The organism is Natronorubrum halalkaliphilum (genome assembly GCF_009834785.1).
Taxonomy (GTDB): Archaea; Halobacteriota; Halobacteria; order Halobacteriales; family Natrialbaceae; genus Natronorubrum; species Natronorubrum halalkaliphilum.
Window position 1 is genome coordinate 45711 of sequence record NZ_WUYX01000053.1, and the last position, 26935, is coordinate 72645.

Annotated in this window: 26 protein-coding genes and 2 pseudogenes; 18 read left to right on the forward strand and 10 right to left on the reverse strand. The window is 57.9% G+C overall.

All coding sequences use genetic code 11. The annotated features are described in order from the left end of the window. The first annotated feature begins 126 nt into the window (after nt 1-126). The 3 genes from GS429_RS22705 to GS429_RS15850 all read left to right on the forward strand — a co-directional run bounded on the left by GS429_RS22705 (nt 127) and on the right by GS429_RS15850 (nt 3795). Nucleotides 127-405, forward strand: a complete 279-nt coding sequence (locus GS429_RS22705; RefSeq protein ID WP_425438204.1) for a FeoC-like transcriptional regulator — start codon at nt 127-129, stop codon at nt 403-405. A gap of 1025 nt (nt 406-1430) precedes the next feature. Beyond that, complete coding sequence (locus tag GS429_RS15845) at nt 1431-2399, forward strand: hypothetical protein (RefSeq protein ID WP_160066315.1); 969 nt, start codon at nt 1431-1433, stop codon at nt 2397-2399. 109 nt (nt 2400-2508) lie between these two features. After that, nucleotides 2509-3795 (forward strand): erythromycin esterase family protein, encoded by a 1287-nt coding sequence (locus tag GS429_RS15850; protein WP_160066316.1) that lies wholly within the window; start codon nt 2509-2511, stop codon nt 3793-3795. Nucleotides 3796-4095: 300 nt separating this feature from the next. Here GS429_RS15850 and GS429_RS15855 read toward each other — a convergent pair whose 3' ends face one another. Then, nucleotides 4096-4809 (reverse strand): hypothetical protein, encoded by a 714-nt coding sequence (locus GS429_RS15855; protein ID WP_160066317.1) that lies wholly within the window; start codon nt 4807-4809, stop codon nt 4096-4098. Between the two features lie 733 nt (nt 4810-5542). Further along, on the reverse strand, nt 5543-5803 hold the full coding sequence (locus tag GS429_RS15860) for a DUF8139 family protein (protein WP_160066318.1): 261 nt from the start codon (nt 5801-5803) through the stop codon (nt 5543-5545). A gap of 43 nt (nt 5804-5846) precedes the next feature. Here GS429_RS15860 and GS429_RS15865 point away from each other — a divergent pair, with 43 nt between their 5' ends. The 4 genes from GS429_RS15865 to GS429_RS15880 all read left to right on the forward strand — a co-directional run bounded on the left by GS429_RS15865 (nt 5847) and on the right by GS429_RS15880 (nt 11914). Then, nucleotides 5847-9353, forward strand: a complete 3507-nt coding sequence (locus GS429_RS15865) for an Eco57I restriction-modification methylase domain-containing protein (protein ID WP_160066319.1) — start codon at nt 5847-5849, stop codon at nt 9351-9353. A gap of 11 nt (nt 9354-9364) precedes the next feature. Beyond that, nucleotides 9365-10174, forward strand: coding sequence for a site-specific integrase (locus GS429_RS15870; protein ID WP_328821434.1), 810 nt, complete (start codon nt 9365-9367; stop codon nt 10172-10174). A 481-nt stretch (nt 10175-10655) separates the two neighbouring features. After that, nucleotides 10656-10952 carry a cysteine peptidase family C39 domain-containing protein gene (locus tag GS429_RS15875; RefSeq protein WP_160066320.1) on the forward strand — a complete coding sequence of 99 codons (297 nt, stop codon included), beginning with the start codon at nt 10656-10658 and terminating at the stop codon, nt 10950-10952. Next, the gene (locus GS429_RS15880) at nt 10949-11914 is read left to right on the forward strand and encodes a hypothetical protein (protein WP_160066321.1); all 966 of its coding nucleotides are present in this window, start codon (nt 10949-10951) and stop codon (nt 11912-11914) included. Before GS429_RS15875 ends, GS429_RS15880 begins: the two co-directional genes overlap by 4 nt. Before the next feature lie 34 nt (nt 11915-11948). Here the strand turns inward: GS429_RS15880 and GS429_RS15885 are convergent, their stop codons facing one another. Then, nucleotides 11949-12146 (reverse strand): hypothetical protein, encoded by a 198-nt coding sequence (locus GS429_RS15885; protein WP_160066322.1) that lies wholly within the window; start codon nt 12144-12146, stop codon nt 11949-11951. 77 nt (nt 12147-12223) lie between these two features. On the opposite strand from GS429_RS15885, the gene GS429_RS15890 reads away from it, so the two are divergent. Beyond that, nucleotides 12224-12526 (forward strand): hypothetical protein, encoded by a 303-nt coding sequence (locus GS429_RS15890; RefSeq protein ID WP_160066323.1) that lies wholly within the window; start codon nt 12224-12226, stop codon nt 12524-12526. Between the two features lie 22 nt (nt 12527-12548). After that, on the forward strand, nt 12549-13181 hold the full coding sequence (locus GS429_RS15895; RefSeq protein ID WP_160066324.1) for a hypothetical protein: 633 nt from the start codon (nt 12549-12551) through the stop codon (nt 13179-13181). Between the two features lie 12 nt (nt 13182-13193). Here GS429_RS15895 and GS429_RS15900 read toward each other — a convergent pair whose 3' ends face one another. The 3 genes from GS429_RS15900 to GS429_RS15910 all read right to left on the reverse strand — a co-directional run bounded on the left by GS429_RS15900 (nt 13194) and on the right by GS429_RS15910 (nt 15803). After that, complete coding sequence (locus GS429_RS15900) at nt 13194-13913, reverse strand: DUF3800 domain-containing protein (protein ID WP_160066325.1); 720 nt, start codon at nt 13911-13913, stop codon at nt 13194-13196. Between the two features lie 131 nt (nt 13914-14044). After that, complete coding sequence (locus tag GS429_RS15905; protein ID WP_160066326.1) at nt 14045-14572, reverse strand: hypothetical protein; 528 nt, start codon at nt 14570-14572, stop codon at nt 14045-14047. Between the two features lie 193 nt (nt 14573-14765). Further along, nucleotides 14766-15803 (reverse strand): tyrosine-type recombinase/integrase, encoded by a 1038-nt coding sequence (locus GS429_RS15910; protein ID WP_160066327.1) that lies wholly within the window; start codon nt 15801-15803, stop codon nt 14766-14768. A gap of 445 nt (nt 15804-16248) precedes the next feature. On the opposite strand from GS429_RS15910, the pseudogene GS429_RS22240 reads away from it, so the two are divergent. Then, nucleotides 16249-16455: pseudogene (locus tag GS429_RS22240) on the forward strand (DUF7563 family protein); the annotation flags it as partial. 293 nt (nt 16456-16748) lie between these two features. Here GS429_RS22240 and GS429_RS15915 read toward each other — a convergent pair. Beyond that, nucleotides 16749-16889, reverse strand: a complete 141-nt coding sequence (locus GS429_RS15915) for a hypothetical protein (protein ID WP_160066328.1) — start codon at nt 16887-16889, stop codon at nt 16749-16751. A 355-nt stretch (nt 16890-17244) separates the two neighbouring features. Between GS429_RS15915 and GS429_RS15920 the strand changes: the two genes are divergently transcribed. The 3 genes from GS429_RS15920 to GS429_RS15930 all read left to right on the forward strand — a co-directional run bounded on the left by GS429_RS15920 (nt 17245) and on the right by GS429_RS15930 (nt 19714). Next, a complete protein-coding gene (locus GS429_RS15920; RefSeq protein WP_160066329.1) occupies nt 17245-18501 on the forward strand; it encodes an RNA-guided endonuclease InsQ/TnpB family protein in 1257 nt (418 codons plus the stop codon). A gap of 213 nt (nt 18502-18714) precedes the next feature. Further along, a complete protein-coding gene (locus GS429_RS15925) occupies nt 18715-19194 on the forward strand; it encodes an Lrp/AsnC family transcriptional regulator (RefSeq protein ID WP_160066330.1) in 480 nt (159 codons plus the stop codon). A 325-nt stretch (nt 19195-19519) separates the two neighbouring features. Continuing rightward, on the forward strand, nt 19520-19714 hold the full coding sequence (locus tag GS429_RS15930; RefSeq protein WP_160066331.1) for a hypothetical protein: 195 nt from the start codon (nt 19520-19522) through the stop codon (nt 19712-19714). Nucleotides 19715-19794: 80 nt separating this feature from the next. Here the strand turns inward: GS429_RS15930 and GS429_RS15935 are convergent, their stop codons facing one another. Continuing rightward, a complete protein-coding gene (locus GS429_RS15935; RefSeq protein WP_160066332.1) occupies nt 19795-20202 on the reverse strand; it encodes a TIGR03618 family F420-dependent PPOX class oxidoreductase in 408 nt (135 codons plus the stop codon). Between the two features lie 345 nt (nt 20203-20547). On the opposite strand from GS429_RS15935, the gene GS429_RS15940 reads away from it, so the two are divergent. From GS429_RS15940 to GS429_RS15955, 4 genes are all read left to right on the forward strand, one after another. Next, the gene (locus tag GS429_RS15940) at nt 20548-20826 is read left to right on the forward strand and encodes a hypothetical protein (RefSeq protein ID WP_235920834.1); all 279 of its coding nucleotides are present in this window, start codon (nt 20548-20550) and stop codon (nt 20824-20826) included. Between the two features lie 367 nt (nt 20827-21193). Continuing rightward, entirely contained in the window at nt 21194-22468 is a 1275-nt protein-coding gene (locus GS429_RS15945; protein ID WP_160066333.1) for a polysaccharide deacetylase family protein, read from the forward strand. Between the two features lie 139 nt (nt 22469-22607). After that, nucleotides 22608-23339: a profilin-fold protein gene (locus GS429_RS15950; protein WP_160066334.1), complete on the forward strand. Its 732-nt coding sequence runs from the start codon at nt 22608-22610 to the stop codon at nt 23337-23339. A 154-nt stretch (nt 23340-23493) separates the two neighbouring features. Continuing rightward, on the forward strand, nt 23494-24939 hold the full coding sequence (locus GS429_RS15955) for a DUF4397 domain-containing protein (protein WP_160066335.1): 1446 nt from the start codon (nt 23494-23496) through the stop codon (nt 24937-24939). A 330-nt stretch (nt 24940-25269) separates the two neighbouring features. Here GS429_RS15955 and GS429_RS15960 read toward each other — a convergent pair whose 3' ends face one another. Further along, nucleotides 25270-25545: a PadR family transcriptional regulator gene (locus tag GS429_RS15960; RefSeq protein WP_160066336.1), complete on the reverse strand. Its 276-nt coding sequence runs from the start codon at nt 25543-25545 to the stop codon at nt 25270-25272. Between the two features lie 177 nt (nt 25546-25722). Between GS429_RS15960 and GS429_RS15965 the strand changes: the two genes are divergently transcribed. Continuing rightward, nucleotides 25723-26277, forward strand: coding sequence for an NUDIX hydrolase (locus GS429_RS15965; protein ID WP_160066337.1), 555 nt, complete (start codon nt 25723-25725; stop codon nt 26275-26277). 132 nt (nt 26278-26409) lie between these two features. On the opposite strand, the pseudogene GS429_RS22245 reads toward GS429_RS15965, so the two are convergent. After that, nucleotides 26410-26935: pseudogene (locus GS429_RS22245) on the reverse strand (hypothetical protein); the annotation flags it as partial.

The window sequence follows — 26935 nt, forward strand, 5'->3', positions numbered from 1 at the left end:
GTTAGGCGACAGTATAAGACTTATCACCCATAGGGTATGATAGAAAGCCCAATTATTAACATACCTATCCCTGTGAAGGGCTCTCCAGCGATTCCCTTATCACACACGCGACACTACATTTGATCGGTGACGGAACGTAATAACATAACGCCAAAAGCACAGCAAGTAGACACCTACGTCGCACGAGAAGGACGAGCAACCCGCCAAATGGTCGCCAGTGAGTTTGACGTCTCCGGCCCACGAGCAAATGAACTCCTTGACAAACTCCTCGAAAGAGGTCGAATCACGCGAGTCGCTCGAGGCATCTACGAACACCAATACTACTCCCACCCGTCGGCGGATCTAGACCAACTCCGACAGTTCGACGACGATGCGGAGCCGCACAACACGGATAATTCGCAGTGACTCGCGACTGTTGCGCCCTCATACCCAGCGAGTTCATCCAGTGCCTCCGCGACCCGCGATCGATCCCGCCGGCGAATTGTACACACGGACGTGCTACGCAGCCCAGATCGCCAAGCCGCCTAGTAATGACCGAGACACCCTCACAGAAGAAGAGTTCCTTGAAGTCCTCTACCAGTACGGCGGCGTCACGACCGACTGCCCAGACGAGATCACGGTGTGGTACAAGCAGCATCTCAGAATCGCCGGGGAGGTAGACACACATTGACGAGCGGATCCCGCTGACCTCGGTCACCCCCTTCGCTTTCGCGCACATTGCCCCGTGGATTCGCCAGTTTCCACGCAGACCACGTTCCTGGCTCGCTTTCGTACGTCGAGCAAGTGGTATGACTGATACCTCCAAAGCACAAGCGACTCCTCTACGACCCTAAACGAGCCTCGCTGCTACCACGAAATAGTTGTTGAATTATTTGGCCCCTCCCTATGTGTGGGGCAGTCCGAGAGGGAAAGGGGAGTGGAAGGACGAAAACCGATAACAAAATAGTTCAATAACTATTCTACCCCTCCCTCTGTGTAACACGATGCGAGAGAGTGCCCTAGTCGAACAACGACAAGAACACGCAGAAGGCCAAGAGGAGTTGTGGCGAGATGCAGAAGGGCGTAGGATGCCATCCCTCGGTTAGCAAGCTAACCTCGGTTTGCGTCATAGCCTCGGTGTAGTGTAATAGTGTAGGGTATTTATCTTTTTCTCGACAGTACTACTTATAACAACAAACGTCCACGATACACCAGCGTGAACCCACGCCAACGAAGATCCTTTCACTGCGATCATCGTGTTGTTGCGTGTTTTTGCCGGTCGGCGTCTCCCCCACCTTTCACGTAACAAGCTGCACAGGGGGAGGGGTAGTATATTCCAATAATTATTCAGGATTGTTCGGATGGGGTACTCTCTCGACACGAGTCACACAAGGGGAGGGAGCCAATAGTTCAATAAGAATTTATGTTTTCCTGACTAACCGTAACCAACGATGGGAAAGCCAGTGCAAATCAACTTCGACGACGAGACACTGTCGCTCCTCGACGAATACGCCAATCAAGTCACCGATGAAGGAATCGGCCCGAACCGGTCACGAGCAGTCCGCGAAACCGTCGACTTGGTTGACGAAGCACGCGAACTAACGGGAGAAGAAAACCCGGTCGAAGCCCTCCAGGAACTCCTCCGCGCATACCCCAGGGATGCACGCCAAGGCGAGTATGATCCCGACGAGTACCAAGGATACCTCTCCTCAGACGACATCGAAGCGATGGTCAAATCGGATCCCGTTCCAGATATTGACCCTGAGCACGTTGATTCTAACGACATTCCGTCCAAGACGACGCACAAGGCCGGGCTTGTCGCCGGCGTCCTCCGCCACGAGTTCGACGCTACCGAAATGGATGATGTCGAAGATGAGGACGCTGAGAAGTGGATGCGTCGGCTCGTTGCGGCGCGATCAGCTGTCGACCCCAGTACAGTGCTTTGGCGGCTGAATCGGAGCGTCCCGTATGCTGCTCGTCTTGACGCGAGAGATTGGACGGGTATGGCGCAAGACTATCTCCACAACACCTTTTTGACCGGTGCGGATCACGACGTGAAAAGAGAGTGGATCAGCGAGCATATCCGCGACGGCAAGGAGTTGCTCGAGGCGGCGAAACGTGACGGGAACGAGGAATTGGAAATGGAGGTAGAGGAGTTGTTGAGTGGTCTGCAGGCAGAGATAGAAGAGTTAGAGGCAGAGGAGGCAGAGGACGAGTTGGATGCGCAAATGGAAGCATCAACACCGGGGCAGTGCCGTGCTCGTGCGAAAGGCGCTGGTGACCGTTGCCACCGTGACGCGGAGCCTGGGGAGAAGTACTGTCGGAACCATTTGAACGAAATTGAGCAGTACGGTGAGGATGCTGTGATGGACTACGAGTCGGATGGTGGTTCTGAGGCCGTGGAGTCGGGTGACGAGTAGCTGCGTAACGCGGATCTAGCATCAACGTTGAACAACCCGTTTTGCGACAGACCAGAAGCATCATCAGAAAGTCAACCTTTTTTTAGAACACACTGAGAGGTCTCGTTAGATGACCCCTCAGGATCAGGGAAGCAAAAACCAGGAGTTAGAACCCATTTCCCAAGCAATCATCGAGGCAAGAACCATACTAACCTCTGTCGACCCTAACAGCCCGCAGTCGGAGCTGACACCGATTGCCGACATTGTCGGCGACGCAACAGTCGTTGGACTGGGGGAACACTCCCACGGCACCAACGAAGTCTTCCAATACAGGTATCGACTGTTTCGCTATCTCGTCACGGAACACGACTTCCGCGTGTTCGCGCTGGAAACCGAGTTCTCCGGCGCAGTCGTCCTCGACGAATACGTCACGGGTGGCGACGGAACCGCGCACGATGTGATCGCTCACGACGGCGTTCACGCCATCTACCAGTGCGAGCCGATGGTCGAACTCATCGAATGGATCCGTTCGTTCAACGAGGGCCGGGACGCCGACGATCAGGTCAGAGTCCACGGCATCGATTTGAACTTCTCCACCCCGACGCGGATCGTCTCGTTCCTGGAGCGCGTCGACCTGAATGCTCTCGACGAGATCGCCGACCCGCTGGAACGCATTGCGGAGAACGCGATAAGTATCGATTTGGAGGCCAATTTGGACGAGATTGCCACCGGATACAGCGAGATTGCTGACCAACTCTTGGATCGATTCGAGCAGAATCGTTCAGAGTACATCCAAGCCAGCTCCGAACGAGAGTTCGAACTGGCGAAGCGAGATCTAGAAGTGGTCGCCAAGAGCGGCGAACACTGGTCAATGGTTTCTGAGCAGGAGTCGGCTGTGGCACTTCGATCGGAAGTGATGGCCGAAAACGTCCGCTGGGCGTTCGAATACGAATCATCGAACCGAGTCGTCGTTTGGGCGCACAACAACCACGTCAACCGCGGCCCGTTCGCCGACGGAAGTTTCGGCGATGGGCCGTCGATGGGCGAGCACCTGGCGCGAGCGGAGGAGTTGGAGTACGTCAACATCGCGTCGAGCGTGGGCGAGGAATCATTCCTCAGTTTCTCGATGGAGGAGGGGTCGTTCGAGGCGTTCGACCGACCTGACGCACCGGCAGGGTCACTTGCCGATGTGTTGTCGGAGGTCGATGACGGCCCGTTCTTCGTCGATCTGGAAACACTGCGGGATGATGAGCGTGCCGAGCAGTGGCTTCAGGAGGATGCCGAGCGGTTGGTGATGGGCGCTCGGGTGGATGATGAAGATGAGATGATGGGGGTGCTTAACACGAATCCAGCGGAGGAGTTCGATGGTCTATTCTTCATTCCGGAGGGTACACCAGTGCCAACACTCGATGATTGATTTGTTTTGGGTGAAGATGCTTGCCAGAGTCGTTACGATCACAAGTTAACAATATTCAGTCGGCGAGAACGACGCCTGTTTACTGCCTGTACAACTCGCGTGTGCTACCAACGACCCCAGGCAATGTAGCAGCCCGGGCGTGCCGGCATTCAAGTTATATCACGGGTTATGAACAGATGCGCCGCGGATCCGTGATGGGGGTCACATCCGTGAGCGTCCATCCACCCTTGTCTGTCAGAGGAGTTGGAGGTGACAGTTTCGGTTTCAAAAGGCGATTCCGAACGTCCCTTTCGGGACTTCTCACCGCTTCCAATCGCGTAGCTTACGCGGCCAGTTGTTCGACAAGATCACCTTCCTCTTCCGCGACGGCAGGTTCGCCGGCTTCGGCAAGTCAAGTTTCCTAGCGATGCCATTAGCGAACGCCCACGCCTCCTCAGCGATGCTCGTCGCATACTCAACATCCTCATCGACATCGTCGACGCGCTCCTCCAAGGCGTCGATTTGCTGCACGTGCCATCGCTGGCTTCCTTCGAGCGACTCGACTCGATCTTCCAATTCTGCGAGGTCGTCGGACTGCCCGACTTCCCCGGCAAGTTGGTCGATGCGGCGCTTGAGTCGCTCCACATCCGCCTCAAGAGCGGCTAAATCGTCGTCATTCGCGGCGTCAGTCTGTAGGCGATCTACGTGACTCGCCAGGCTATTCAGCTCCTCCTCGAGGTCACTGAGGTCGTCGACGGAGACGGGAGCGACCTCGACTGACATCGCTGCTTGTTCACCGGCCAACGTCAACCGCGCCAGTCGTGGGGCCGCGAGAGGCGGATCCGCGTCTCCATCTTCAGTGACGATGAGACCGCGTTCTTCGAGCGAGTCGAACGTGCGGGTGATTTGCCTGTTGTGCTGGAGTGTGTCATCGTAGGCTTTCGCTTCGGTGAGAACGTCGCCGGTCGACATCGCTTCTTCGGGGTTGTGTGAGAGTACGTCGAGTACAATTTGTTCTCGTTCTGATAGCTCCATATTGGATCAAAAGTGTCTGAATGACTAAACTTTGTTCCGGGACAGGGGCCGGGACACGTCCTAAACATCTGGGGTTCGTCGTTCTCCAATGCGCGTGCGTGCTCGCGAGGGACGCGGAGGAGGTGGGTGCTCGAGATCCGTTCGGTGGTGGGTTCCTTCCTCGTTGAGGAGAGGGTGGGTGCCTCTCACGAACTCCAACCGGGGTCTATCTTAACTCGAAGTGAGGGGTCACCTCCGATGCGTGAGTGGGACACTGGCGTGCAAGTGTTTACCCGATCGTGAGGACGTCTATCTCGGGATCTCGAGCACCTGGAACCAGTGGTTGTATCACGAGTAACCGAATGAGGGGCACTAGGGCACCACCCGACCAAGGTGTGTTGCTTGTGTGTTGGTGCCCCGATCGAGTGCGACGTCGCCTATCGCCTAAAACCTAATTCCACCGGTTTCAGGCGTCTACACTTGCGTTGAGCCATTTTGGAAACGTGGGTGCGGATCTAGTGGCTGACCTCGAGTTTAAACGGGAAGGCGCGGCCAGCAGGGGTTTTGATGTCCAATCGACACGCGCAGGACGACTTGATCCTCGTGATCGCGCTCACCCGGTACTCCTACCAATTCCGGGATGCAGAACCAGGGAACGCTCGTCGGGCCTGGCAAATGGCCAGGGTGCTCAGTCTTCAACACGGTCTAGATCCGGCCGATGCAGTACGCCAGCTCGAGATGAAGTGAAGGGGTTTCACTCGTTCTCGGCGATAGGGACGAGGTCGAAGTGCCGGAACCCAACCGGCAGCGGATTGTCACCGTCAGCGGGCCGTACCCGGTACGAATAGCGGTCAAGTGCGCGCCCAGTCTCCCCGCCCAAGGAGTCCTCGAAACGATCGACGACCACGCACTCTGACCCGTGGAACCGACGATCTGGGTCATCCTCGGCGACGTACACCCGGACGCGTTCGCCAATCGAGTAGGGTTCTGGTGCGGGTTGTGGGACGTCCTCCATCGTGATGAACGTTTAAGAGGAGACCATATGAAAGGGATAGGTAATGTCTGAGGCCGCTACGTCTGACCTTCGGGATGCGTTCACCCAGATCCACGAGGAAATACGCGAGGAAGGGAGTGAGTTCGACTTTCGTTTCAGCCTTGTCGATCACCTTTTCACAGATGCACTCGGCTGGTCTCGCACCGAAGGAGAAGGGCACGTCAACTTCGAAGATGATCGGAAAGACGTTCTTTGCTTCGACGACAGCGACCCTCCATTCCCGGTCGTCGTATGTGAGACAAAACGACCGTCTCACGACCTTGCATTGGAAGACGTCGATCAATTGGAGACATATATGTCGGGCGTCGGCAGCGCAGAGTACGGCGTCCTGACGAACGGCCACGAGTTCCGGTTGTACGAATACCGTCCAGATGAACGGGCTGTTCGTTCCATTGACTCGTTTGAGATTGAGGACATAGCGACTGCTGACGAGCTAGGCGCGGAACTGCGCGAGTCGCTAGACGAGCTGGACGTTCTCCGCCAAGACCGGTTCGTCAACATCGGCGACGCCGAGTATTTCCGGAAACGCGTTCGTGAAGTACCTGTTCAGTACCAGCCTGGAACGGATGACGAAGGGTACGAACTGTTCGTTGATGCAGTGAAGGACTCGCTCGACGAGTTGAGCGACGTGATGATGGAGTTCTTCGACGACTATCGAGATCGCCCTGAAGGATCGTACCCCCACGATTTCCTCGAAACGACCTACCCGGACTGGCAGGATTGGCGCGAGTACACGGGGAAGAGCGATGATGCGAAGAAGACCTTCTGTCGTGAGACGGCGTACATCGTACTGAACAGGGCATTGTTCGCTCGAATTGCTGAGGACAAGGAGATTGTCGGGAACACCCGTCTATCGGGCCGTGGGATGGCCGAATCCGTCGAACGCGGTGATGAACGTCCATACCTCGAAGCGTTGATGGACACCTACGACCGCATCGATGACCACTACGGAGACCTGTACGAATTGGGAATCTTCGACTGGTGGTGGGTGAGTCGAGACAAGCGAAACCGGTTTAGTTCGGAGGAGAAGCGCCGGCAAGCGAAGTTGGAAGATGAACTGGATTACACACTCGGAGTCGTATTGAAACGAATCAATCGGTTCGACTTCGAGTACGTCAACCGCGACATCCTCGGCCACGTCTACGAAGACTACTTGCCGAAGCAAGAGCGGAAGGAACTCGGCGAGTACTACACCCCGATTGAAGTCATCCGGTTTATGCTGGACAGTACCGGGTATAGACCGACCGAAGGCATCGGTCAGCAGAAAATCCTCGACCCGGCGTGCGGGAGTGGGGGATTCCTTACCGAAGCGTGCGACCGCCTCATTCAACACTACCTCAACAAGTTCGGGAAGACGAGCATCCATCGCCTCGACGCAGAAGAAGCGCGGACGATCCTGGAGCGAGCGCAAGAGAATATCTACGGCATCGACATCAACCCGTTCGCCGTCCACATCACGCAGATCAACCTCCTGTTCCGCACCGTCGACCTGTACGACAAAGTCACGGAGAAGGATCCGCACTACACGATGGACGGGTTCGAGATCCACGTAGCAGACACTCTTTCACCGACCGTACGCGAGAAGCAGGAGGGAAGTACGGGTAGTGACAGTCAACAGGCTCAGATTCAGCAGTTCGCGGATTACAACGGGCGGGCGCAGGCGTTCATTGAGGACAGGAATGAGGTTGACCGGATCAAGGACGAGATGGAGTTCGAGGTGGTGGTTGCGAACCCACCGTACGTGAAGACGCAGAACATCACCGGGCCGAAAGAAGAGTACGCGGAGAGGTACTCTTCCATCGACAGCAAGTCGTTCGACATTTACGTGCCGTTCATTGAGCGTGGTTTGGACTGGGTTTCCGCCCGCGGAAGCCTCTCATACATTTGCCCGAACCGCGTCCAAACGCACGAGTACGCCGAGGACATCCGAGAACTCCTCACCGAGGAACCGATCACGCATCTAATTGATTTCAAAGACGTGGAGGTGTTCGATGCGGCGACTCCGTACCCGTCCATCTTCACCGTCGATCACGAATCTGACTCCGACGATGAGGTGAAGTGCGCTCGATTCGCCGAGGAGCGTGACGGAGTGCTGGAGGAGATTTACCACCTTGACGAATGGGAGACGCCCAGTGATGTTTCCGAGTACGACTTGTTCACGTACTCGAAGGAACGGATGCGTAGAGACAACGAAGACGACCACCTTCCGAGTTGGAAGCCGATGCCAGACGAGGAACGGCAGGTGTTCGATGCTATCGTTGAGGGCGGTGATGCTCGACTCGGCGACATTACGAACTCGGTGTTCCAGGGGTTGATCACTGGGTGGAACAAGGTGTTCGTCGGCGAGGTTGTCGGTGAAGCGGATGATGAGGGCGTCGTCCAGTTCCTCCGTGAAGGCGGGGACGAACCCGAACCGGTTGATGAGAAGCTACTCCGCAGGTTGTTGAAGGGAAGTGAAATCGACCACTGGGGAGCGGACTGGGAAGGACTGTGGCTGCTGTTCCCGTACGAAGTCGAGGACGGCGACGCTGAACTGTTGACGCGGGAAACGTTACAAGAAGATTATCCGGACACGTGGGCGTTCTTCAAGAACCACGAGGACGAGTTGAAAGGCCGTGAAGGCGGAAAGTGGGAGGATGTCGACCAGTGGTGGGCGTTCGGTCGAAGTCAGAACTTGGCGAAGATGGAGCCGGACAAGATAATGACGAACATTATGAGTGACTACAACCGGTTCTCGGTCGACACCGAGGGCAAGTACTACTTCATCGGCGGAGGGAACGCCGGCGGATACGGAGTCGACTTGATGGAGGAGTACGCTCCTTCGTCGGAAGACCACCTCTACTATGCCGCTCTGCTGAATTCGAGCGTCCTGGAGTTCTGGCACAAACACATCGCGCCGATATTCGGCGGAAAGTACTACAGCTACAACAAGCGGTACTTGGAGCCACACCCGATCTCCCTCCCGGAGAACTCGCCGGACGAGGAGATCCTTGAATCCGCGCGGGAGATCAAGGCGACGCGGGAGCAGATCACCGACTTGGAGTACAAGACATCGGACGTTCGCAACTACCTCTCGGACTACAACCGGTCGGCTGCGGTTCTCGACCTCGCACAGTCCATCGACCTGTCGGACGATGATTACCGACAGGGGCCGATTCGGAAAGACGTGAAGATGGATGTGCAGACGACGGAAAAGGTGTACCAGGTGGTGATGAAGCGCGGCCACCACCTCGAGTTCGACGATGAACGCGTGCGGGACTTCGTCTTCGAGATGTTGACTGCTCAGGATCGCCGGCTCACGCGGTCGGAAGTGTTGAATATGGAGGTGCCGTCGAGCGCGGATGTCGTGGAGTTGATGGACGAGTATCACGGCGATGAGGAACGGATCGCTGAGTTGGAGGAGCAGTTCGACGAGTTGCGGCGGGCGTTGGACGAGACGATTCTGCGGGAGGCATACGGGTTGGACTTGGAAGGCGAGGAAGTGGTTGACGAGTTCTTGGAAGTCTGGTAGCTCAGCGAAGGGTGTCCGGGATCCCCCCGATCTCGGTCAGATCCCCCCTGAAAACGCTGCTGAAGACCCCCAATTGGGCAGCCCTCATACCCTTGAGCGTCCTACAAATGAACAACGCGGACAGTCGCGTTGAATTACCTATGCGAATGAAACCCTACCCCGACCGAGACGGGAAACGCGTCTGGCTCTCCAAACGAGAACTCCAGATGCTCATCGACGATATCAACAATCACGAAACGCTCGAAAAAGAAATCGGAGTCAAACTCGCAGCGCGCGCCGGCCTCCGCCGCAAAGAACTCGCCAACGTCAAAGTCAAAGACCTCGTTGAGGACGAAAAGGGTCATCCACGGATTCGCGTCTGGGAGGGCGTCGCAAAGAAGGAACACTACCGTGAGCCGCCGATTCCGCACGAACTTGCGACGCAGATCGACTCTCTCGCCCGCGTCCAAGGCCTCGACCCGAACGACGAGATTGTCTCGGTCAGCGATCGCACAATCTTCCGAGTCGTTCGCCGCGCCTGCGACCGCCTCGAAGAGGAGACGAACGATGAGGGTTGGAGTCGCGTCGATGTTCACGACCTCCGCCGTTCGTGGGCGACGCACGTCCTGGCAGACGGTGTACTCCCCAGCGTTGTGATGGAGTGGGGTGGCTGGAAAAACTGGGAGACCTTCCGAAAACACTACTTAGGAGAGTTCTCGCCAGAGGTTCTCGAACGAGAACGAGAGAAGGTAGACTTCCTCGCCGAAGGTGATGCTATCGAGACAGAACCGGTTTCCCACACCGTCGTACCGGACTCGTCGGCGAACTACGCTGGAGACTGATTGTTGCGCCTCGTTTCTGCGCAGATCGTTGCGCTACTCGCTCTCCGGACGAGGATGGGAGATACGTTGAACGAGGCCTCGCCGACAGTCGCGGGGTAAGATCTATGTATCAGTGCTCCAACGTCAAACTCATACGTGTACAACTGCCGAGGTGTCCCTCATTTCACGGGTTGATAGCACACCCTCCCCGTGGACGAGGGTGGATGGAATAGACGCACTCCGCGTACCCGGGCACACGCAACCAGACCGGGAGCCAGAGTGCCTTCTGTACGCGATGTGGATGACACTCCAATACATCTCCACCGTCTACCCCTCCGACCCCGTGCAAGACGCTACGCCAGTCTTACGCCCCGACGAAATGAAAAACCACATCCGGATCCGCCAAAGCGGATGGGCGCCGAACCAAGACGACCTCGACGCGCTCTCGGAGGAAACGGAACCAGTGAACTGGAAGTTGAAAACGTGGCGAGGTGCGCCACCAGTGGACTCTCTCTACACCGTCGTGGAAAACGGACTGGAAGACACTGTTCCCACTATTGCAGTCGTCGACTCGATGCGGTTGCAGGGGTACGACGAACAGGGCCCGCTTCACGCAGTGGTCGTAACCGGGATGGACGACCAACGTGTTGTCTTGAACGACCCGTGGGGACGGATGTACGATGTCTACCCGAAGGATCTAGTGGCTGATGCGTGGGACACAACGCTTAACCGCTTGATCACGGTTGATCTACACGAACAAGCAGTACTACAGGAAACGCTAACGGAGGATTCAGAATGAACTCGGACACCGGACGATTGATCAGCGAAACAGAAGCCCGTAGGAAGGCCGAGGAGACCCTGGCTTTTGAGATTGGAAACCTACCCCGACTGGGCGAAGTCGAGGTCGCCGAGTCCGAGTACATCTATCCACTGGAAATCCGTCTCCCCCGCGTCATCTTCGACCAAGACCGCGACAAGCCGGTCGATGTCAAATTTATGAACGCGGAGACCATCGGCGAGATCACGGTCGACGCCGCCTCGGGAGAAGTGTCACGGCCACACCTCCACGAGATTGAGTCTGAGATTCGCCGTCAGAAGAAGGAGGTGGAGAACGTAGTGCATAAGGCGCTCGTTCGGTCGTCGGCGAAGAAGTTCTCTCAACTCCCCTTCCCAGAACACCGGTACACGCCGATCCTTGACGTGCTCTCGCACCTGATCATCGAAGGGCCGATCACCGCGCAGGAGTTGTCCGAGATGAGTTCGGTCGATGAGCAGAAGTACCGGGATTACGTCGACATCCTCGCCGAAGTTGATCTCGTTCGGTGGGAGAGCGACCAGGTCGAGGCTGACAACATCCTCATCGAAATCTTGGCGCAGCCGAAGTCTCCGCCCGAACACCTGAATGCGGCGATGGCGCACTTCTTCAAACAGGGAGCGGAGCACATCGGCACGATTCGTGAGATCCTCGGGCCGCACCTCCTCCTGTCCGGCCACTACTATTACAGTGCGTTGGGACAGCCCGAAATGCCTCGGATGGGCGAACGCGAGTTCGATGACGTGATGAAGTGGAACTACTCGGGGAACAATCGGAATCAAAAGCGGTTCAAGCTCCCGCGCTACCTCATCCAGTTGGAGGATGTCGGTCTGTTGGAGAGCGAGAACGGTACTGGGCCTCGTGCGTGGAAGGGGAAGGAGGATGTCCAGCGCAACCTGTTGCGGCAGGACGATCTCCTTGCCCCGATTTCGGAAGTAATCGCTTGAAGACAACTCTCCATCGAGTGGCACTGGGGCGGATCTAGTCCTCGAACTCCAGATGATGGATCAAGACGCCGTAGACAGTACTGCACAACCTGGCGTTGCGAAGATCGGCGATGTCACGACTGTCTTGGGGGACGATCCGGTCGTGCCATTCCTCGTCGCAGTTGGGGCACGTGCTGTACGGCTGGTCTTCCTTGCGGTTGCGTTGGATGGGGTGCTGGTCTTCGAGGTACATACGCTGGTTTGGACGCACGTGGTGACGTTATGCTTTCCTTATAGGTTTTAAGTGGGTGGGAGCGGTCGCGTCCAGTAATGACCACCAACCCGGATCCGCGCACCGCGACCCTCCAAAGCCTCAAACAAGGCGACCAAGTCGAATTCAAACTGCTCGCCGAACACGGCTCACACACTGGCCGCGGCGAAGTCGTGGAACGAGAAGACGCCTCTGCAGTGATCGACCTCACCAACGGCATCCGCGTGGGCTACAAGCACTACCCTCGCCTCGAACTCCGCCACGACCCAGGTGGGCCGCTCCGATCGCCCGTCGTCGCCGCCGACCCGGAAAGCGATGCGTTGGTGGAGAACGTCGTCGCGCTGGAGAGGACAGACGGTTAACGAAAGCCAGCACCAACGACCAATGGACGCACACGAACTCGAACGAATCAGTTCAACCGACGACCCCTACGAACGGATGGGCCACGTCTTTACCGAAGGCGGGCCGATAGAAGCGATGGCCAAACGTTCGGCTATCAACCCTCTCTATTGGATCGAAGCAGAGCCACGAAGCGATGAGGACAAAACGCGGTTGATGCGTGAAGCCGAACAAGTGGAACTCGAGCCGGGAGAAGCAGTCTTAGTCCACGAATCCAATCCTCGGCGAGCCGAATCAATCGTTGAACAGGGTTTCGATGACCCGTTCGACCACGCGGGAGACGACCTCTACCACATCCCCGGTTCCGTCCGTTATGGCCGCGTGTTCCTCTGGCCGCACGTGGATATGTTTGGCGCGCACGACATCAATGGAGCCGCAGTGATTTGCCGAGCCCGGATTGATAATGTGTTGGTGTCGAGCTACGCGTCGCACTCCGCGTTGACGCCAGAGGATCGGTATGAACGGAGCGTGCAGGGCGGATACCATTACGACAAGATTCCGCCGGAAGAGTACAACGAGCTCCACGTCTTCGAGTACTCGGATTACCTTCGGTGGATCGAAGAGGGCGGTGGTGGGGATTGGTCGGCGGACTCGCTCTTCCCCTACGTTTTGGAATAGAGTTCCGCGCGGTCACACCTCATCAGGATGCTTTTCCAGCTTTCCGATTGACCTCTCGGGTATCACTTTCACACCAACACCTTTCACTTCATCCGTACGTGGATGCCGGTCGAAGTTGTCGTAGAGATGTCTATAGTAGTCCGAATTCCCCCTTATCAGGTGAGTCCCGGTCGCACTCACCATCCAGTCCGCTAAGGCCATTCCATTCGACTTGTCGTCGCGAAGCGGCGCTGCAACACCTACGATGTTTTCTGGATCAACATAATCAGTACCCTGTTCTTTGATTTCATAGTGGTATTCGCGAAGATCCTTGAAGCTCTTATCATCTCGTTCATCAATGAACATAATCCCAGGGTCATTCTTTTTCTGAAGGTACATCTGGAACCTTTCGACTACGTTGCTGAAGGCAATGTTGTAGATGTCACTCGGTTCTTCAACCTTGTTCCAGCGAAGCGCCTCAGTCTGGTCTACAAGAGCTACGATTGGAGTGAACCCGAGGAAATCAAGGTGGCCATAGATCGTCTCGCTGGCTTCCGATCGGAGGTTGTTGTCGTAATGGGGTTTCGGAATCTCGGTAAGATCGTCGTTAAATACTTCTCTGGCTTCGTCACTTAGTGATTCTTCGATGCGCTCTATGATTCGCCATCTACTTTCCTCTATGACTAGTCCGCCGAAAAGGAACCAGTCATCGGCACCTTCAGTGAAGGCTTCATCAAAATACCCAAGCTTCATCACTCGGTGATAGTTGCAAGAAGAGTTAATTACTTGGTATTGTCAGAGGCTGCCTGGGAGTTGTTCGTGTCTCACGTCCGCCTTCTCGTCCTCGGTCAGTTCGTTGTAGTGCTCGGAAACCGAATGCCGCGTCACAATTCCTCGTCGAGGCTCCACCGGGAGGAATTATACGTGACTGAACCAAGCGGAAAACCACCCTCACCATCATCATCATCATCGACTACCTCGTGAAGTTTGATGTGACCTTCGTCGAGCTCGTCGATGTCTCGCTGATACACCCCAACGTTGTCGCCGCCCTCCAAGTACGGATTCCAGTCGACCAGCAACACGTTATCCGCCTCGAGGTTACTCGTTTTGATCTCGTTGTGGAGTGAGGGGGTCGAAAAGCCCTTGATCTCCACATTGAAGTCAACTTCGAGGATAATGTCAGGGTCATTGGATCCACCCCGTCTTGTAACGGCGAATCCGTTCCGTTGTAGGTAGTGGCCTGCGAGGCTTTCGGTCACCTTGTAGTGGAACGGCGCGCGGAATGGAGTGATTTCGTCGGTGATGGCAGTTGACAGGTCGTTGACTAACTCCGAGTAATACTGTCGGCGTTTTCGTTCGAACTCGGCGTACTCCCTGATCTCGGGGATTGATAAGGGTATTTCACTGGTCATAGTTGGTTTGTTGGACGACGATGCCCTCGCTGCCCCTGGCAACGGGTGCGGGACACCGTTGTATCTGTGATTGACAGATATAGACTTAAGAGCGATCCGTAGGGCGGAAGTGAAGTGACAATAAACTTATAAGCATAAGTTTTAAGATAGGGGTGTTGGGGATTAGAGGGTAAAACGCAAGGAAGAAGCGGCTTCAGAGGTCGACGCGGTCGACGTGCTCCCGTCGCTGCTCCATCTTCTCACGCTCCGACCGGAAGTCGTAGTGCTGGTCAAGAACCTTCTTGCTCAGGTTCATCCGATCACTCACCACTTCACCCGCGACGCCCTCAGAGCAATAGTGCGTGATCGCACCCCTCCTAACCGCGTGAGGCCCCACTGAATCCGGGCACTTACTTGCCGACATCCGCGACTGGACGGCTTCGCACGACTCCCGCTCCCTCCCGTGAGGGCACTCTTTCCCAATCTCGCACGGCCTCGTCAACCGGTAGACGTACGCGCGGAACGTGTTCTTGGTCAACCGGCCAAACCGACTCGTGTAGAGCGGATCCCTGCCATAGTCGTCCTGCACATCCCAGCGGTTCTCTGAGATGTAGTCCCGGAGGACGATTGCGGTCTTCTCGTCGATCGAGACATCGCGCTCTCCGCGGTCTCCGTTCTTCAACCGAGTGTCGCGTTCGGGACGGTTCCTGAGACGGATGTACGCTTCGCTGGCCTGGTCGAGGTGGCAGTCCTGAAGGTCGATCGCCCTGGCCGCGCCCATCCGCATCCCAGTCGCCCACAAGAGGCGAAGAACAGCGTGTCGAACCGAAGCGTATTCGAACCGATCGAGGTAAGCAAGGGTTTCTTTGGCGCGCACGGCTTGTAGGATGTCCGTTCCGACGGCGTCTTCATCGCTCAAGGAGGGACTGTTCACCGACTCCGCCAATCCGTCCTGTGCGGCGTCCAGCGACTCACAGAACCGCAAGAACACTCGCAAGGTGTCCAGCGTGGACTTGAGCGTGGCGGGCTGGATGTCGTGGCCTTTCCGCCAGACTTTGAACTTCTGCAACGCGAGTCCGTCGAGGGTGGCGACGCTTTCGATGTCGTTCTCCTTGCACCAAGTGGTGAAGTGCTTGAGGCGGTATCCGTGCGACTGGAGCGTCGCATCAGACACTTCGCCTCGACGGTCGTCTTTGTATAGCTGTACGGCTTCGCTTGGACTGATGTCGTTCAGTCGGTTTCTGGGTTCCATATGTTGCCTCCGTGTGGTGTGAGGCAACCTGACGGGCCGACGACGACGGCGCGGATCCCGGGAGCGCGGCGATGATTACCAACGAGGCGGTTCCCTGGGAGAGTTGCATCCCCGGTCGGCGGAACGCCTTCGCGCGAAGCTTGGTAGCTCCACGCCCCCTTCACGCGCTTGCGTGGCCGTAACCGCACCGAGCAGACCCCTTGCGGGTCTGCGAGGGAAGTCGCCGTAAGGCGACTGTGAGTTCGAATCTGCGCCGGCCCATTTCTGCCCGCGAATCCTAACCGACGAGCGAAGCGAGTCGCGTTCGTGAGCGGGCAGAAATGCAGCCAAGCAGATTCGAATCAGGAAGGAGCTTTGCTCCGACCGTGGTTCGTGATCTGCGCCGGCCCACTGGATATAAACCCCGTTCCCCGCATTTCCTGACAGTTAGCGACCGGTTTGGGGGATGGTCGGCGTGACGATCGCGCCGCGGCCGTCGACGACCACCGATTCAAGGTGCAGCCACTGCGGCGCGTACGTCACGGACCGGTTCGGCCGCGTCTTTGGTGACGAAAACGATCAGGCCCACCGCTGTCCTGATTGTGATTCGTATCACCGATTGAGTCGCGGCTCCGCGGCCGGCGTTGACGTCCGTGTTCCGGACCCGGACACAGACCGAAAAACCGGAAGGCGCCCCTCGAGCGCTACGGAGATCAGCTCGCCGTCTGTGATGTTTGGTTCGGCGAGTCGGCTGTACAGCGTCGATCGGCGGGCACCTATCGCCAGTCTGGTCCAGCAAGCGATCGTCGAGGAGGATCAACGGACGTCAGAGCAACGGAAGCATAAGCCGACGGAGGTGCGCTTCTGACAAAACTGAACGAGGCTACCCGCAGATGAACTACCCCTGCCTCCTCGCCAGCGGAAGCTGGCTCCTTGAGGACAGGGGCTTAGCGCCCTAATATCCAGCTAAACCAGCGGCGGAGAGGGAACGATCGCATTTGCAACGGCTGCATCGGCGAAAAACAGGACGAATGCGAACCAGGCCTGGAATTCGTGTTCGGGGGTTCGAATCGACGCGTACACGTACGCAGCCAAGCTGACTACCATGAGCTGAATCACGAACTACATTCTGATAAAGCAACACGAAACGGTCCGCATGAGTTCGTGAAGTACCTCGAGGGCAGTCATTCGAGCCCCGATACTTCTGTGGACGTCGCCTCTCGGGTTCGGCTTCGAGGAAACGGGTCTCGATCAGCGATTCGGGAGCGTCGGTCGTCGCGACCCTGAAGACGTCGACGACAGCCTGTTATACGCTGAGCAGGCGCAATACCACGGCCTTCAGGCCGTGGATACGCGCCGTCACTTAGTGACATATTCCACCGGCACCGACAGACCCGGATATTCCACACCAAACACAGACTTTAATAGACTCTATTCCATAACTGGTTATGAACACAGTCCGATGCTGGAGACGACCCGTACCTACGTCGCACGCATCACGAACCTCGATCAGGTTCGTGACGACCTTGACCAGTGCGGGTTCGGAGCATCGAAACTGTGGAATGTCGGACGCTACTACATCCAAGGACAGTGGGACGAAGACGGTGAGATTCCCGACGAAGCCGAACTGAAATCGGAGTTGAAAGACCACGAACGCTACAGTGACCTGCATTCTCAGTCAAGTCAGCGAGTTCTCGAAGAACTTGCTGAAGCGTTCAATGGTTGGTACAACTCCGATGACGGCAACAACCCACCCGGCTATCGGAAACGTGGCGACCGACACCCACGCTCCACTGTGACCTGGAAACAGAAAGGCATCAAACACGACGACAAGCACGGCCAGCTTCGCCTCTCGAAAGGCTGGAATCTGAAAGACGGACGGTCAGACTTCATCCTCGCCGAGTACGAAACTCGGCCCGACGTAGAAGTGGAGAACATCCAGCAAGTGCGTGCCGTCTGGAACGGAGACGAGTGGGAACTACACCTCGTCTGCAAAAAAGAGATTCCAGTCGAGGACGCTCCCGGCGACAAGACGGCGGGTATCGATCTCGGCATCAGCAACTACCTTGCCATCGACTACGAGGACGGCCCCTCAGAGTTGTATCCGGGGAACACGCTGAAAGAAGACAAGCACTACTTCACCCGCGAGGAATACCAGACCGAAGGCAAGAACGGGCTGTCAAAGCGTGCGCGGAAAGCCCGAAGGAAACTCTCTCGGCGCAAAGACCACTTCCTCCACACACTCTCAAAACACATCGTACAACGGTGTGTCGAAGAAGGCGTGGAGAAGATAGCAGTTGGCGACCTTAGCGACATCCGCGAAGGCGTGAACGGTAACTCGCGGAACTGGGGTCAATCGGGGAATAAGAAATTGCATGGGTGGGAGTTCGACCGCTTCACGAACTTGCTCGAATATAAGGCTGAAGAACACGGCATCCTCGTTGACCGCGTAGACGAGGAAAATACCTCGAAGACGTGTTCGTGTTGCGGGCAGATTCGAGACAGCAACCGCGTGGAGCGTGGACTGTACGTCTGTGAGTCGTGCGAGACGACGATGAATGCAGATGTCAACTGTTCGGTGAACATCCGGCGAAAGATAACTCAGAGTCCCCCGACCGGGGATATGAGTAACGGCTGGTTGGCACAGCCCGGAGTCTTCCTGTTCGACCGCGAGAGCGGACGGTTCACATCGAGAGAACGGAGAGACTGCAAACCGTAATATCCCAACGCTGAGCGACCGGAGGTTCGCGATGTACGCGAATCTTCGATTCGCTTGACTCGGGATTCCTCCGCCTGAAGGCGGAGGAGGATGTCAACCAAGACGCGTACTCGAAGAACTGTACAGCGCCAGTTGTGAGTCGCGCACACGTACGTCTCGATTACGCGCCCCGCGACCCGAAGAGCCTTTACCACCTACTTGGATACCACCTGTATGGCTGCGGAAGGACTCGACGAGATTGATTACGGAATCCTTCATCTCCTCCAACAGAACGCTCGGGGGATGACGCCGGTCGATATGGCCGATCAGTTGCCGGTGACTGATACCACAATCCGCAATCGAATCGAGCGACTCGAGGACGACGGGATTATCGACGGGTATGTGCCGATCATCAACTACGAGGCGGCCGGCTTTCCGATTCGGCTACAGTTTTCCTGTACGGCGCCGACGGAGGCTCGCGAGGAAGTAGCCGAAAGGGCGCTCGACCTGCCCAATATCGTCAAAGTTGATGAAATGCTCAGCGCGCGGGAGAACATTCGCGTACTGGCCGTCGCGAACAGTACTGAAGAGGTAAACACCATCACCTCTCGGTTAGACGAACTGCCGCTTACGATCGAGCGAGAGAATCTGCTTCGACAGCAACGCGTGCGCCCGTTCAATCACTTCGGCGAGAACGTTATCAGAGAAGAGTGAGCTGTCGACACCGCAGAAACAAATTACGGGTAGAGAACTTCGAAAATTCAAACGGTTATAAGTGTCCGGTTAGATCCAAATAGGTTTGGGACGGGTTTTTTGTATTGTTGAACCAGTCGTGGTTAATGACTGTCGAGACGAACCGCCTCACTGACCCCTACCTCGAAACGCTAACAGATCTTGACCACACGAACCGACTGCTATGGATACACGTATCGTTTAGAAACTGACTCCTCGAGTGTCGACACCCCCAATCCGATGACGCCCTCCGCACTCGTCGTCGCGGGACGATCACAGTCAACAGCCACGGGTTCGAAACAGAGCGATGAGTGAGGAGCGATACAGGTGCGTCTGTCACACCTGCGAAATGGAGCGGTTGATTACGGGCCTCGAGAACGCACAGGAGGTGTTCAACGAGCACGCGGAACAGTCTCACGAGGTAGAACTCCTCAACCAGCAGCTTCGACGCCGATATTCGGACGTGTCGTCCACCGAAGATGAGACGGTGAACGACGAGTAGCTCCCGCCCGGGTCACCGGCCGGGCGACCGCGGATTACATCGAATCTCGCCTCAAAGCTGCCCGTCTCGCCTCCGCCCAGTTAACTTGGGTCTCCCGCGTCTACGATTTCGTCGATCCGAATTCGCAACAGGACTCGCTCGGTTTCGATCGAGTTCGGATACTCGTCTACGTCCATATATCGGCGAGTGAGTTCGTCGATGTGTGCTCGAGCGCCCTCGGTCGTGATCTCGTCGACCTCGCCGATGATCGAGAGTCGTCGGTACGGGTTGTCTGGATCGACCATGCTGACGCCGACCGACGGCTCCGCACGGAGGTTCCGTTCCTTTCGCCGGCCCCGCTCGGTGTTGATCAGCAGTCGATCGTCGTCGACGTCGTAATCGATCCAGACCGGCGTCACGTGCGGATCCTGCTCCGACGTCAGCGTCGCGATGTGTGCAAACGTTTGCTTCTCGAACAAATCGTGGAAGGGCTCTGGAATCGTGGCCATACGCTTGTTTCTGTCGGGAGCGGCTTCCGTCTGGTGGCTACATTGAGAGGGAACGTGCGGACTCGAGGCGCGCCGATCGAGAACGGGTGTCGCTACGAGCCGATACTCGTGTGACGGTCTGGAACGCGACCTGCGAGAGCGGGACGAAAGTGGTAGAGCTGTCGACCGCCATAGTGACAACTCCAACTATATTCGCCCGACAGGGCGACCCCGAACCCATCCGGATCGGCTCCGAATTCGCTGCCTCGAGACCGAGCGATGACGGAAATCGGGGGTGCGAAGAGTCGCGATGCACGCGAGTGTCGGCTGTCGGCTTATCCGCGTCGGGGGCAGAGAGTACCCCGTATGGCACGAGAGACACAGACGCGGCGGCGAATGCTACAGTTAACAGGTGCTGCAGCGTCGATGGCCGTTGTTGCAGGCTGCGGTGGTCCGGGCGAAGAAGAGGACGGCGAAGAGCCACCTGGCGGTCCCGAGGAAGAAGAAGACCCCGACGCCGAAGAAGGAACCGGGAACGGCCAGGATATGGAAGACGACGAGGAGAACGGCGGCATCGGTGAGGATGACGACGAAAACGGCATGGAAGACGACGAAGACGACGAAGACGCGGCGAGTCTCTCCTGAGACGGATCGTTGTAACGTGTTACGGTGATCGCTGCCCCGTTCGAACGATCACCGGCAACGAATTACAACGGACCGTATGACGTGACACTGGCGACACTGGTGTGACCGTTCGAGACGCCGTCATACAGCGCGTCTCGATCGCCGAGCCAGTGACGCGGATAGGCGGGCCTCATCGAACACGACCGCGCTTTTTTCGGCAGTCACCGGCGCACAGAGACGACTCCGCGACCGCCGACCGCTACGTGACCGTCGTCCGCGCCCGAAGACGCGGATATGTACCCTACTCCGTATCACGCACGGACTACAGCTCCACGAGTAAACTCTATCAGGGTCATAACAATCCCGTCTCGTAACCAATCGAGTTCGTATGAGACGGCGGACGTACCTCGCGACGGCAACTGCAGTTGGGGTGGCTGGCTGTACGGAGCTCGGGCTTACCGGTTCCGAGACCGGCCCGGACGATGAGTCTCCCACCAGCGACGATGAACCGCCCGAAATCGAAGGCCCCGACGACGACGGAACGATCGATGACTTCGCGGACTTCGAGGGGTGGTCGGTGCTCGCCGGCGCTGCGTCGCTCGACGAGGAAGACGCGCTTGTGGGGGAGCGATCAGTCCTGCTCGAGGCCAGTACCGACGACGAAGAGGCACGGATCGTCCGCGAGCTTCCCGAGCCACTGGACTGTTCGGAGATGAGTCCTGGGCTGGCGATGGCGTCCGAGGAGACGATCGCTCCCCGGATACAACTGTTCGACTCCAGTGGAAACGGCGTCAACTTTCGCGCGATGACGCAGGTGAACGAGCTGTATCGCTGTAATTTCGGCGCCGTCGCGGCCGACGGTGACGCGGATCTGAGCGATATCGTCGAGATACATATCGCCTACTACGTCGACGACGAGACCGAGCGACGACTTCGGCTCGACGACCTGCATCTGGTGCCGCGGCCCGAGGAGGGACTCGTTGTCCTCCAGTTCGACGGCGGCGACGAGTCGATCGCGACCGAGGCGCTTCCAACCCTCGAGGAGTACGGCTACCCTGCGACGGCGTTCGTCCCCACGGGCCTGATCCGCGCGGAAGCCAGTCACGACGGCAGACGACTCACCGAAGCACAGCTCGATGACCTCGTCGACGCCGGGTGGATGATCGGCAGTTACGGCATAAACGGACAGAATCTCGCTGACTACTCTGCCGCCGACCGGGCCGACCAGATTACCGCCTCCCGGCCGTGGCTCGAGGACGAAGGCTACGGCGAGGGCGCCCGCTATTTCTCGTATCCCAGGGGCCGATACGACGAGGAATCACTCGAACTCGTCGGGGACACCTACGAGATCGGCTTCGTCGGACGGTATCCTGTCCAGGGCTACGTGGCTAATTCGGCCCGCTATCCCCGTATCGTCGATCCCGACGTGGAAAACGCCGACGCCCTGCTCGAGCGAACGGCGGATCTGGGCGGGATCACCACGTTAACCTACTACGCGATCGACGGGGACTCGGCCGAGCGGTTCGAGGAGACGATGGCAATCCTCGACGAGTACGTCTCCGACGGCGACCTCGAGGTTATCACGACACGGGATCTCGAGAGTGAATACGTATTCGAGCCGGCGTCAAACGCCGAGTCCGAATCTGAGTCGGACTCGGAATAGACCGCCCCGCCGCTCGAGCACACACTCACCGTCACTGAAGCCCCACACTGTACTCCGGTTCGAGTCGAGAGCACACATCGTTCGCTCGAGTCCGCCGCGAGGCGCAACGGGTATCGGTCCTCACGCCTACGATTCGATAATGACCGAGGGACTCGAGGCAGACGTCGACGGAATGGACGATGTCGCCAAACGGCGCGACGAACTGGCCGCCCGCGTTCGAACGCACGCCGGCGAAATCGCGCGGGAACTCGCCGTTTTGCAGGGCGGCGACTACGGGCAGGAAACGTTCGACACCGATCGCGGGTCGTGGACGCTCAAGTACGAGGCCGGGGACGTCCAGTATCTCCGGTTCGATCCCAAATCGGGCGACGAAATCTACGCCGTCTCGAGCAAACAACCGCCGGAGCCCGAAGCGCTCGAGACGGCGATGATGGACTACGGCGCGTTCGTCGCCGCCTACAACGAGTACGTCCGTTCGTTCGATGGGCTGCTCGAGGACGTCCCGGAGGAGTTCCCGGAGATCGAGTCGACGGCGGAGCTGGTCGCCGAACGCGACCGGGTCGTCGAACGGATCCGCGACGTCGGGAACGCGATGGCCTGCGAACTCAACCGCTACGAGGGCGAGTACGGCACCTACGCGACGACGGTTTCGGGCACCCGCTGGGAGCTCAAGTGGGACGGTGACGCCGTCTCCTATCTGCGCGTCGGCGGCTCGGACGGGACCTATCTTCTCTCGCAGTACGGGCCGCCCTCGGCTCCCGAAGTGCGACGACTCGCCGACGACGTCGAAGCGTTCGTCGAAGCGTTCAACGACCACGTCGACGACCTCGAGGCGGATCTCTCGCAGGTGTCGTTCGGCGAGCGACCATAAACGATCCGACGTTGGGGACTCCATACTCCGCAGTAGGGTCGCACTTCGATCGTTACGGCCGTTCTACACCGAGACGGTCCGAGTAAACGCCACGACAATCAGCGCAACTGACTGTGCTGCTTTTCCTGATTACGATCCCCGTTCTGACCGTAGCATGACGCTATCACGACGCTCGACAATCAAGGCGATCGGTGTCGTCGGTGCGGGATCGACACTCACCGGAACAGCACTGGCTGTCAACGAACACGAAGACGACGAGCGAGACGCCGACGAGGCACCGGACGAAGAGGAGGAGGAGGTCGGCGCGATCCGCGTCGCTCACTTCTCACCGGACGCGCCGAACGTCGACGTCTATATCGACGACCAGCAGATCCTCACGGATGTCGCGTACGACGAACTCTCGCCGTACCTCGAGATCGTCCCCGGAACCTACTCCCTGACGATCACGGCGGCCGGCGATCCGGAAACGGTCGCCTACGAGGGAACGATCGCAGTCGGTGCCGAGTACTACACGGCCGCTGCGATCGGCGAACTCGAGGGTGAAGCTGACGACGACGAGGACGACCTCGCTGCTGCGGATGCGGACGAAGATGATGAGGAGGGCGAATACGGCGAAGAAGACGAATACGACGAGGAAGACGAATACGGCGAAGAAGATGAATACGACGAGGAGGACGAATACGACGATGGTGACGACCTCGAAGACGACGAGGGAGCCATCGAAGAAGGCGATGACGACCCCGGCATGGGAACGTTTGAGGTCTTGCTGCTCGTCGATTCCGGACCGGAAGACGTCGACGAGGGCACCTCGCGGGTCCGCGTCGTCCACGCGTCGCCGGACGCACCGACCGTCAACATCGCCGACGGAGAGACCGGCGCCCCGATCTTCGAAGACGTTTCGTTTACCGAGCCGTCGGGTTACGTTCCGGTCGAACCCGGCACGCGGACGCTCGATCTCTTCGAGGCCGACGGCGACCTGGGTGACGACCTCGAGGACGACGAGTACGCTGACGACAACGACGATGACGAGTACGCTGACGACGAGAACGGTCTCGCAGATGACGACAACGGCGCTGACGACGACACCGACGGCGAGTTGGACGACGACGAAGTGATCTCGCAAGAAGAGCCCGTCGCCTCGGTCGAACTCGATCTCGAGGCGGACACGGCGTACACGGCGTACGCGATCGGGTACCTCGAGCAAGACGAGGACGAAGACATCGGCGACGCTGACGAAGACGACGAGTACGCCGATGAGGACGACGAGTACGTTGACGAAGACGACCACGACGAGTACGCTGACGAAGACGACAACGAGTACGCTGACGACGAGAACGGCCTCGAAGATGACGACGTAGACGACGAGAACGACCGTCCGTTCGAGGTGCGCGTCGCTGTCGACGGCGTACAGAGCACGGAGGAAGAAGCGGACGAGCCGGAAACGGACGCCGAAGAAGAAGACCGAGAAGAAGCGGAACCCGACGACGACGTCGAATACGAAGACGATGTCGACGAACCGGTCGAGGAGGAAGACGAGGACGACGCCGACGAGGAGTTGAACGAGACCGAGTCCGAGGAGCCGGCAACAGCCGACGACTGATCACAGACCGGCTCCGATGACGTTCGGAGCGATTCACTATTTCTTTGGCGGTGCCGTACTCGAGAGAAGTTCGTGACGCTGACCGCTGTCGCGTAGCGAGTCGAGCGCTCATTGCAACTGCCAACAGTCAACTGAGAGCTGATAACTGGCAACAATCAACCGCGGACCGTCGACAGTTACCCGTTCTCCGCGCGCTGTTCCTCTCGAGTCACGCGGGATAACACGCAACAAGACGAAATGGCGATGCGAGCTGCTACCAGTGACTAGTCGGTTGGACAGTACACGGGACACGGTATACGGTACACGAGTCTCCAGAAGAGATCAGGAGTGTTACACGTCGACGTACTGGTCGACCCACTCCTGCCGTCGTTGGAGTTCACGTCGCCCTTTCGGGGTCAGTGCGTAGTAGTTCGTCCGGCGATCGAGCTGTCCTTTCTCGACGAGTTCCTTCTCGACGAGCGTGTCAAGATTCGGATACAGCCGGCCGTGCGTGACCGGCTGGTCGATGTAGCTGTTGATGTCGTCGAGAATTTCCTGTCCCGACGGACGGTCTTTACCTGCAATCACGTACAGCAAGTCACGCTGGAAGCCAGTTAGCTGGTCCATGGATCACCCTCTGAAAACGACGTTCACCGATCTGTGGCTTTGTTATAGAGAAGATACGCCGATCCGAACAGCTGGAACGCACCACGTAGAACGGGTTACGCAGCCGCAAGTAGCGGATTCTCGAGAGACGATAGCTGTGACGCGGCGTTTTTGTCAGCCGCTGCCGTACGGGTCGGTATGCCTACGGATCCGCTTGACTGGGAGACGCTCGATCGCCGGGTAGCCTACACCTGTCCGGGGTTCGATGTCGTTAACGAGTCCGTTCAACTGCCCGATGGCACCGAAACCGACTTCGACTATCTCTCCGAACCCGAAAGTATCTGTGTATTGCCCTTTACGCCTGACGGCGACGTCGTCTGCATCGAGGAGTGGCGACAAGCCGTATCCCGAATCAACCGCGGCCTCCCCGTCGGCGGCACCGAACCCGAAGACGACGACCTCGAGGCTGCCGCTCACCGCGAACTGGCCGAAGAAACGGGTTACGAAGCCGACCGCGTCGAGTCGCTGGTAACTGTCGAACCGGCGAACGGCATCGCGGATTCCGTCTTGCACGTCTTCGTCGCCTACGGCTGTCGAGAGACGGCCGACCAGCAACTCGATCACAACGAGAGTATCAGACCAGCTCGATGCTCGCTCGAGGAACTCCGCGAGGACGTTCGTACCGGTGAGATCCGTGACGGACGGACGGCACTCGCGGTCTCGTACTATCTGTTGTTCGAAGCCGTCGAGTAGGGACGCGGTCGTTTCAATCGATCCGACCGAGAGACATCTGGCTGGACGGTCAATTGGAATTCCGCCCGAAAAAGGAGTCGCGTCGTGTGATCGGCCGATCGACGCATCGAGCGTCGGCTACGGTCGTGCCGATCAGTTCAGGATCGCGATCGACGGCTGATCGTTGTCGTCGGTGTCGTCATCCGTATCGTCGTCATCGTCGAGACCGTTCTCGTCAGTATCGTCCTCATCGTCAGCTTCCTCGGAGACATCCTCGAGGTCGTCAGCGTCCGCGAGGACCATCGTCTCGAGGGTCATGTTGTCGACCGAGATCGCCGATGCGGAGGCTTCGGAGACGGTCTCACCGTCGTCGTCGAGACCGTTCTCGTCTGTGTCGTCGTCAGCCTCGTCGGTTTCGGCATCGTCGGCCTCATCATCTTCCGGCGTATCAGTCTCCTCGACCGATTCGATCGTCATCGAGTCGACCGCCATGTCGTCAACGTCGAACTGCTCGATCGTCAGATCCTCGATTTCGTCGGTGGCGTCGTCAGCACCGTTCTCGTCGGCAGCGCCGTTGTCTTCGTCATCAGCGAGGCCGTTCTCGTCGTCAGCACCGTTGTCATCATCTGCGTCGTCAGCACCGTTCTCGTCGTCCTCGTCATCATCGCCGTTGAAGATA